Origin of the sequence: Draconibacterium sp. (assembly GCF_041583095.1) — a bacterium.
GTDB lineage: Bacteria > Bacteroidota > Bacteroidia > Bacteroidales > Prolixibacteraceae > Draconibacterium.
Map to the genome: position 1 here is coordinate 1 of NZ_JBFHGM010000281.1, position 6541 is coordinate 6541.

The 6541-nt window shown below is 41.8% G+C and carries 8 protein-coding genes; 6 read left to right on the top strand and 2 right to left on the bottom strand.

All coding sequences use genetic code 11. The features are described from left to right. The coding region (locus ABZB17_RS18995; protein WP_372652558.1) for an Hsp20/alpha crystallin family protein at positions 1-169 on the top strand (169 nt) is incomplete at its 5' end. A 69-nt stretch (positions 170-238) separates the two neighbouring features. Here ABZB17_RS18995 and ABZB17_RS19000 read toward each other — a convergent pair. After that, positions 239-625, bottom strand: coding sequence for a hypothetical protein (locus tag ABZB17_RS19000; protein WP_372652545.1), 387 nt, complete (start codon positions 623-625; stop codon positions 239-241). Positions 626-823: 198 nt separating this feature from the next. After that, positions 824-1777, bottom strand: coding sequence for a hypothetical protein (locus ABZB17_RS19005; RefSeq protein ID WP_372652547.1), 954 nt, complete (start codon positions 1775-1777; stop codon positions 824-826). A 474-nt stretch (positions 1778-2251) separates the two neighbouring features. On the opposite strand from ABZB17_RS19005, the gene ABZB17_RS19010 reads away from it, so the two are divergent. From ABZB17_RS19010 to ABZB17_RS19030, 5 genes are all read left to right on the top strand, one after another. Further along, positions 2252-3181, top strand: a complete 930-nt coding sequence (locus ABZB17_RS19010) for an AAA family ATPase (RefSeq protein ID WP_369681522.1) — start codon at positions 2252-2254, stop codon at positions 3179-3181. Between the two features lie 81 nt (positions 3182-3262). Then, a complete protein-coding gene (locus ABZB17_RS19015; protein ID WP_372652549.1) occupies positions 3263-4141 on the top strand; it encodes a DUF58 domain-containing protein in 879 nt (292 codons plus the stop codon). Between the two features lie 6 nt (positions 4142-4147). Then, positions 4148-5230: a hypothetical protein gene (locus ABZB17_RS19020; protein WP_372652552.1), complete on the top strand. Its 1083-nt coding sequence runs from the start codon at positions 4148-4150 to the stop codon at positions 5228-5230. A 6-nt stretch (positions 5231-5236) separates the two neighbouring features. Beyond that, positions 5237-6232: a VWA domain-containing protein gene (locus tag ABZB17_RS19025; protein ID WP_372652554.1), complete on the top strand. Its 996-nt coding sequence runs from the start codon at positions 5237-5239 to the stop codon at positions 6230-6232. 11 nt (positions 6233-6243) lie between these two features. Further along, on the top strand, positions 6244-6541 hold a 298-nt coding region (locus tag ABZB17_RS19030), incomplete at its 3' end, for a BatA domain-containing protein (protein WP_372652556.1).

A 6541-nucleotide genomic window follows, 5' to 3' on the forward strand; every position in this document is an offset into this window, starting at 1 on the left:
ACGTAAAGAGTTCAGTTACCAATCGTTCCAACGTTCATTCACCGTTGCTGAAAACGCTGTAGTTGGAGAAAAAATTTCGGCCAAATACGATAACGGCATTTTACATATTGTACTGCCAAAACGCGATGAAGTAAAACCACAACCTGAAAGACAGATCAAAATTTCGTAATGATTAATAAAAACGTCGCTCAGAATTTTTGAGCGACGTTTTTATTTGATTGCCTTCGGAAAGGAAAGTTCATAAACCCCGTTTCTTTTCTAAAACCCATTGAATTGCTGCATCGATTGTACTAAAAGACCGCGACTCATACCCCCGATCGTGAAGCCGAATCAACATGGGATATACAATATCTTCCGGATTCTCGGTAACTATTGCAATTCTTTTATGCTCAAAAACACTGGGATTTTGCCTGTAAAATTCCGGAATTTCGATATACTGCCCCGGCTCAATATCAAAATGAGCAGACCGATAGTCAAGAATAAATCCAATCGTATCTGCCGGAAATAAGTTCTTCTCCATAGCATCCAGCCAGGATTTTTTCACATCGTTAACGGTTATAAAACCGAAGTAGGACTTAAATACGATACAATCTTTGTATTCATATCTAAATTTCTCTGCATCCATAGAATTATAAAGTTGTTTTGCGTCGGCATAAAACTACAAAATAAGATTCTCTAAATTAAGATTGCCGTTTACTTTTACCAACAGTCAACAGTTAGTGAACTTCAGATCCCAACACCGGGCCGGTCAAATAATCGATTTAACCCGGCAGCTTAAAATTTAACCCTCTTATATCTTCTGTGCCGCATTCAGCTCCGGCCGTTAATAATTCCCTTTTTGCTTTTCGAACCGAACCTTGAAGTAAATCCGGTATAAATCATCATTATCGTAATAATCAACCCAATCAATATTTCCTTTACCAAACTGTTTTGTAAGTTCATAACCAAAAGTAACCCTCCCCCACGAAATTTCTGTTCCCAGGCGAGTATCTGATTTTAATCCTGAACGATGCAAACGAAAATCTCCGGCTCCTGTCAAATCAAACGAAACCAATCTTTCTGAAAGCGGAAACCTAAAAAGATGCAGGGTCATATCATTTTCAAAAAAAAGCCAGTTCCCGGCATACTCGTCACATAAATTCACGCCTAATTCACTAACTAATGTATGTGGAGTATAACCCGATTTTGGAAACAGATTCAAATAATAACTCACTGCCGGGTTAAAATACAGGAAATGAGTTAACACATCGCGTCCTTCAAGAATTTGCCCATGTTGTTTCCCAAAGCTATCAATGATTTTGTGAATTCCGCCAGCACCATCACTCCCTCCCTGAATCCACAAAGCCAACCCAGGAATTGGTTTTTTCTTATTTAAAATACCGGGACCTCCCGACAATTGAATAGCCAGGTTATTGGTCAGAAACTTTACCCACGAAAACTCAGCGGCACTAATTTCAGTAAACGACTCTCCTCTGTAATACCGTCCATTTTCATCAAAACGCTGGCTATATTCACGTTGCGTATAAAGGTCTGTCCTGATTCCAAATGAAATTAAGCGCTTCTTCTCTGTTTTATGATTGATAAAAGCCTTTACCAAAAACGATGAAGTAAATGCCACATCGTTTGAATTGCCTGAAAAGAGCAAGTTAATATCATTTATGTGCTGAACCAGTATATGACTCTTTTCAAAATAAGATTCGTTGCCATTTAAAGTGCTTTGCGAAAAACAGGTGTTAGCGCACAGGAGAATAACGATTATAAAAACGATTGATTTCAACACTATTTTTTCAATTCATGAATTAACATTTGGACATGTATATCACTGGTGATACCGGGCAGTCAATATATAAACACAATTTCGAATATGTACACCACAACAGATTTTACAGGAACTTGTTTAATTATTTTTAACACTACTTTCTATATCAGATGAACGCTGCCATTGTACATCAGCACAAAAAAGGAATGTTCCGATTTGCTTAGCCGCAACAACTTCATAGCATCAAAAATACTTTAATCAGAGCATAATTTCTTAATAAATTCCTAATAAGCTGTTATTCTTTGTTAACATCATAATTTGTTTCGCTGTTACTTAATTTTTTTTAACAAAAGAATAGGGAAATAAATTTCATAATGCCTTAAATTCGTGCCTTCGAAAAAATTAGCAAATAAATTTATAAAAGATATGAATCAAGCAGTTGATATCAAAGAATTGAACGAGAGAATACAGAGAGAGAGTTCGTTTGTGGATATGATTTCCATGGAGATGAACAAGGTGATTGTGGGACAAAAACACCTGGTTGAAAGTTTGCTGATTGGCTTACTTTCCAATGGGCACATTTTGCTGGAAGGTGTTCCGGGATTGGCAAAAACGCTTGCCATTAAATCCTTGTCGCAAACCATCAGTGCTAAATTTTCGCGTATTCAGTTTACACCCGACCTGCTGCCTGCCGACGTTTTGGGAACAATGATTTACAGCCAGAAGAGAGAAGAGTTCAGTATAAAAAAGGGACCGATCTTTGCCAACTTTGTATTGGCTGACGAGATTAACCGTGCGCCGGCAAAAGTGCAATCGGCATTGCTCGAAGCCATGCAGGAGCGCCAGATTACCATTGGCGACGAAACTTTCAAACTGGAGGAACCATTCCTGGTAATGGCTACACAAAACCCGATTGAGCAGGAAGGTACTTACCCGCTGCCTGAAGCGCAGGTCGATCGTTTTATGCTGAAAGTGGTGATCAACTACCCGAAAAAAGAGGAAGAGCGCCAGATCATCAATCAAAACCTGCTGGCACAGTTTCCTGAAACATCAACAATTCTAAAACCGGAAGACATTATTAAAGCCCGCAACGTGGTGAAAGATGTATATATGGACGAAAAAATTCAGAAATACATCGTTGACATTGTATTTGCAACACGCGAGCCCAACGAATATAAACTGGAAAAATACAACGATATGATCGCTTACGGAGCATCGCCAAGGGCAGGAATCAGCCTGGCACAAGCTGCAAAAGCTTTTGCATTTATCAAGCGCCGCGGCTATGTAATTCCTGAAGATGTGCGGGCCGTTTGTCCTGATGTGTTGCGCCACCGTATCGGGCTGAGCTACGAAGCCGAAGCCAACAACATTACGCAGGAAGAAATTATTACCGACATTTTGAACCAGGTAGAAGTACCATAGTCGAGTCGCAGTTAACAGTGGCAGTTTACAGCTGTTCAAACACAACTTTGAACACTGAACGTTAAACTTTGAACTCTAATTATGGAGACAACTGATTTATTAAAAAAAGTACGGAAGATTGAAATTAAAACACGTGGTTTGTCTCGCAATATTTTTGCCGGCGAATACCACAGTGCTTTTAAAGGGCGCGGTATGGCCTTCTCCGAAGTGCGCGAATACCAGTTTGGCGACGATATTCGCAACATCGACTGGAACGTTACCGCCCGTTACAGTCATCCCTACATAAAAGTATTTGAAGAGGAACGCGAACTAACGGTGATGCTCCTGATTGATGTGAGTGGTTCGCGCGAATTTGGTTCGTTTGAAAAGCTGAAGAAAAATGTGATTACAGAACTGTCTGCTGTGCTTTCGTTTTCAGCCATTCAAAACAACGACAAAATCGGGGTGATTTTCTTTTCGGATAAGATCGAGAAATTTATTCCGCCGAAGAAAGGGAAAAGCCACATTTTGCGCATTATTCGCGAACTGATCGATTTTCACCCGGAAAGTAACGGAACCGACATTACCGAAGCTGTTCGCTACATGACCAACGCCATAAAAAAGCGCTGCACTGCTTTTATTATTTCCGACTTTATGGACGATAACAAAGACCTGGAAATGGCTCTCTCTATCGCCAACAACAAGCACGACATGGTGGCGCTGAACATTTACGACAAGCGCGAAACCGAACTGCCATCCATAGGAATGATAAAACTGAAAGACGCCGAGAAAGGCAACTATGTTTGGGTAGACAGCAGCTCGCGCAAAACGCGTAAACTTTATGCCGACTGGTGGATAAAACACATGGGTAGGCTGGATGTGATGTTCAAAAAAAGTGGTGTTGATTATGTATCGATAAACACCAGTGAAGACTATGTAAAATCATTAATGACCTTGTTTAAGAAACGGGCATTAAAATAGAGAAGCATGCAATTGAAAAAAGATATTTTAAAGAGTAACAAAGCACAGTTCGACTCCGCTCACTGTGACTGTCATCCTGAGCGAAGTCGAAGGGTGATGAACACCGGAGTTATGCTGTTGTTTATTACCCTGTTTTTATTTGCAGGAACTACGCAGGCACAGCGCATTAAAGCTACTGCCAGCCTCGATTCTGCAAATATTTTGATTGGCGACCAGGTAAAACTATTCCTGGAAGTTGATCATCCGAAAGATGTAAACGTACAGTTTCCGGCCGTTCCGGATACGATTAACGACTTGATTGAAGTGATCAGCCGTTCGGGTGTCGACACTTTTGAGTTGGACGATGAGAAGCTGATGAAACAAATTCAGGCCTACACCATTACCAGTTTCGACAGCGGAAGATACCGAATTCCGCCCTACTGGTTTAAAATCGATGTAAACGGAACCATCGACTCCATCCCCAGCAACGGTGTTACGCTGAATGTTTACACCATGCAGATCGACACCACAAAAGGACCGACCGATATTAAAATGCCATACGATGCACCGCTGACGTTAAAGGAAGTTACGCCTTACATTTTGGGAGTAATTCTTATCGGAGCGATTATATTCTTCCTGCTATATTCAATTAAACGGAAGAAAAACAACAAACCGATATTTGCTCGTCCGGCAAAACCAAAAGAACCGCCGCATATTATTGCATTACGTGAACTTGACCGCATTAAAACGGAAAAAGTGTGGCAGCAAGGCAAGACAAAACAATACTACAGTGAACTTACCGACACGCTGCGCGAATACATTGAAGATCGTTTTGGCATTCGGGCCATGGAGCAAACCACCGACGAAACTGTTGAAAGTTTCCGCAGGCAAAAAGGACTGGTTAGCGATAAAAACTTTGCCAATCTTACCCAGTTGCTGCAAATGGCCGACCTGGTAAAATTTGCCAAGTATCAGCCACTGCCCGACGACGATAACCTGTCGCTGGTAAATGCCTATTTCTTTGTGAATGACACGAAGAAAGAGGAGCAGAAAAAGGCGGAAGAGAAAGCCGATGATGATGAAAATGTTGAAGAAGTTGAGATAAAATAAAAAGAGATGTTTGAAGGATTGACATTTAAAAACCCTGAGCTGTTCCACATTCTATGGGTATTGATTCCCATGGTGGCGTGGTATGTGTTCAGACAGAAAAAAAATACCGCAAGCATCCAGGTTTCATCCACCGCTTCGGTAATTAAGGCCCCAAAAACCATCATGCATTATTTGCGCCACCTCGTGTTTGTGTGCTTGCTTATCGCCATCAGTTTTTTTGTGGTTGTTCTGGCTCGTCCGCAATCATCAAGGAACTGGGAAACCAGCGAAACAGAAGGTATCGATATCGTTATTGCACTCGATATTTCAAGTTCGATGCTGGCACAGGATTTTCAGCCCGACCGTTTGGAAGCTGCAAAAAATGTGGCCATGGAATTTATTTCGGGGCGCGAATACGACCGCATGGGACTCGTGGTTTTTGCCGGTGAAGCATTTACGCAGTGTCCGTTAACTACCGACCGTGCCGTGTTGCTCAACCTGTTTAAAGATATTGAGAGTGGCATGATTGAAGATGGAACAGCTATCGGAAACGGACTGGCAACGTCGGTTGCCCGACTAAAAGACAGCGAAGCCATCAGCCGCGTGGTAATTTTGCTTACCGACGGGGAAAACAACCGTGGTGAAGTGGCTCCGGTAACAGCTGCCGAAATTGCCAAAACCTTTGGTATTCGGGTTTACACTGTTGGTGTGGGAAGCATCGGAACAGCCCCCTACCCTGTGCAAACCCAGTTTGGTATACAGTTGCGCGACATGCCCGTAAAAATTGACGAAGAAACCCTGCAGGAAATATCATCGCTTACCGATGGAAAATATTTCAGGGCAACCAGCAACACCAAACTGGAAGAGATTTATAAAGAAATTGACGCATTGGAAAGATCAAAAATTGAAGTGCGCGAATTCAGCCGCAAATCGGAAGAATTTATGCCTTTTGCCCTGCTTGGGGCACTGTTTTTGATTGCAAGTTTATTTATGCGTTTAACTATATTTAGAAGTATCCCATAAGTTGATAGTGTATGGAAATGTTTAGGTTTGGAAATATCGAATATTTATGGGGATTGCTAATAATTCCGCTGTTGGTAGTGTTTTTTGTCTGGTCGCGTATTTCGCGCCGCCGGGCCTTAAAAAAGTTTGGCCAGCAGGAAATCCTGGGGCAGCTGATGCCTTACAGCTCAGGCACCCGCCCTGTTGTTAAGTTTATCATTTTAATGCTGGCGCTGGCATTCTTTATTGTTGGAATTGCCCGTCCGCAGTTCGGATCGAAATTAAAAACCGAAAAACGCGAAGGTGTTGAGTTGATGATCGCGCTCGACG

Excerpts from the sequence above, each read along its gene's own strand:
- ABZB17_RS19000 (WP_372652545.1), bottom strand. The coding sequence starts at position 625 with ATGGATGCAGAGAAATTTAGATATGAATACAAAGATTGTATCGTATTT.
- ABZB17_RS19010 (WP_369681522.1), top strand. The coding sequence starts at position 2,252 with ATGATTTCCATGGAGATGAACAAGGTGATTGTGGGACAAAAACACCTG.
- ABZB17_RS19015 (WP_372652549.1), top strand. The coding sequence starts at position 3,263 with ATGGAGACAACTGATTTATTAAAAAAAGTACGGAAGATTGAAATTAAA.
- ABZB17_RS19020 (WP_372652552.1), top strand. The coding sequence starts at position 4,148 with ATGCAATTGAAAAAAGATATTTTAAAGAGTAACAAAGCACAGTTCGAC.
- ABZB17_RS19025 (WP_372652554.1), top strand. The coding sequence starts at position 5,237 with ATGTTTGAAGGATTGACATTTAAAAACCCTGAGCTGTTCCACATTCTA.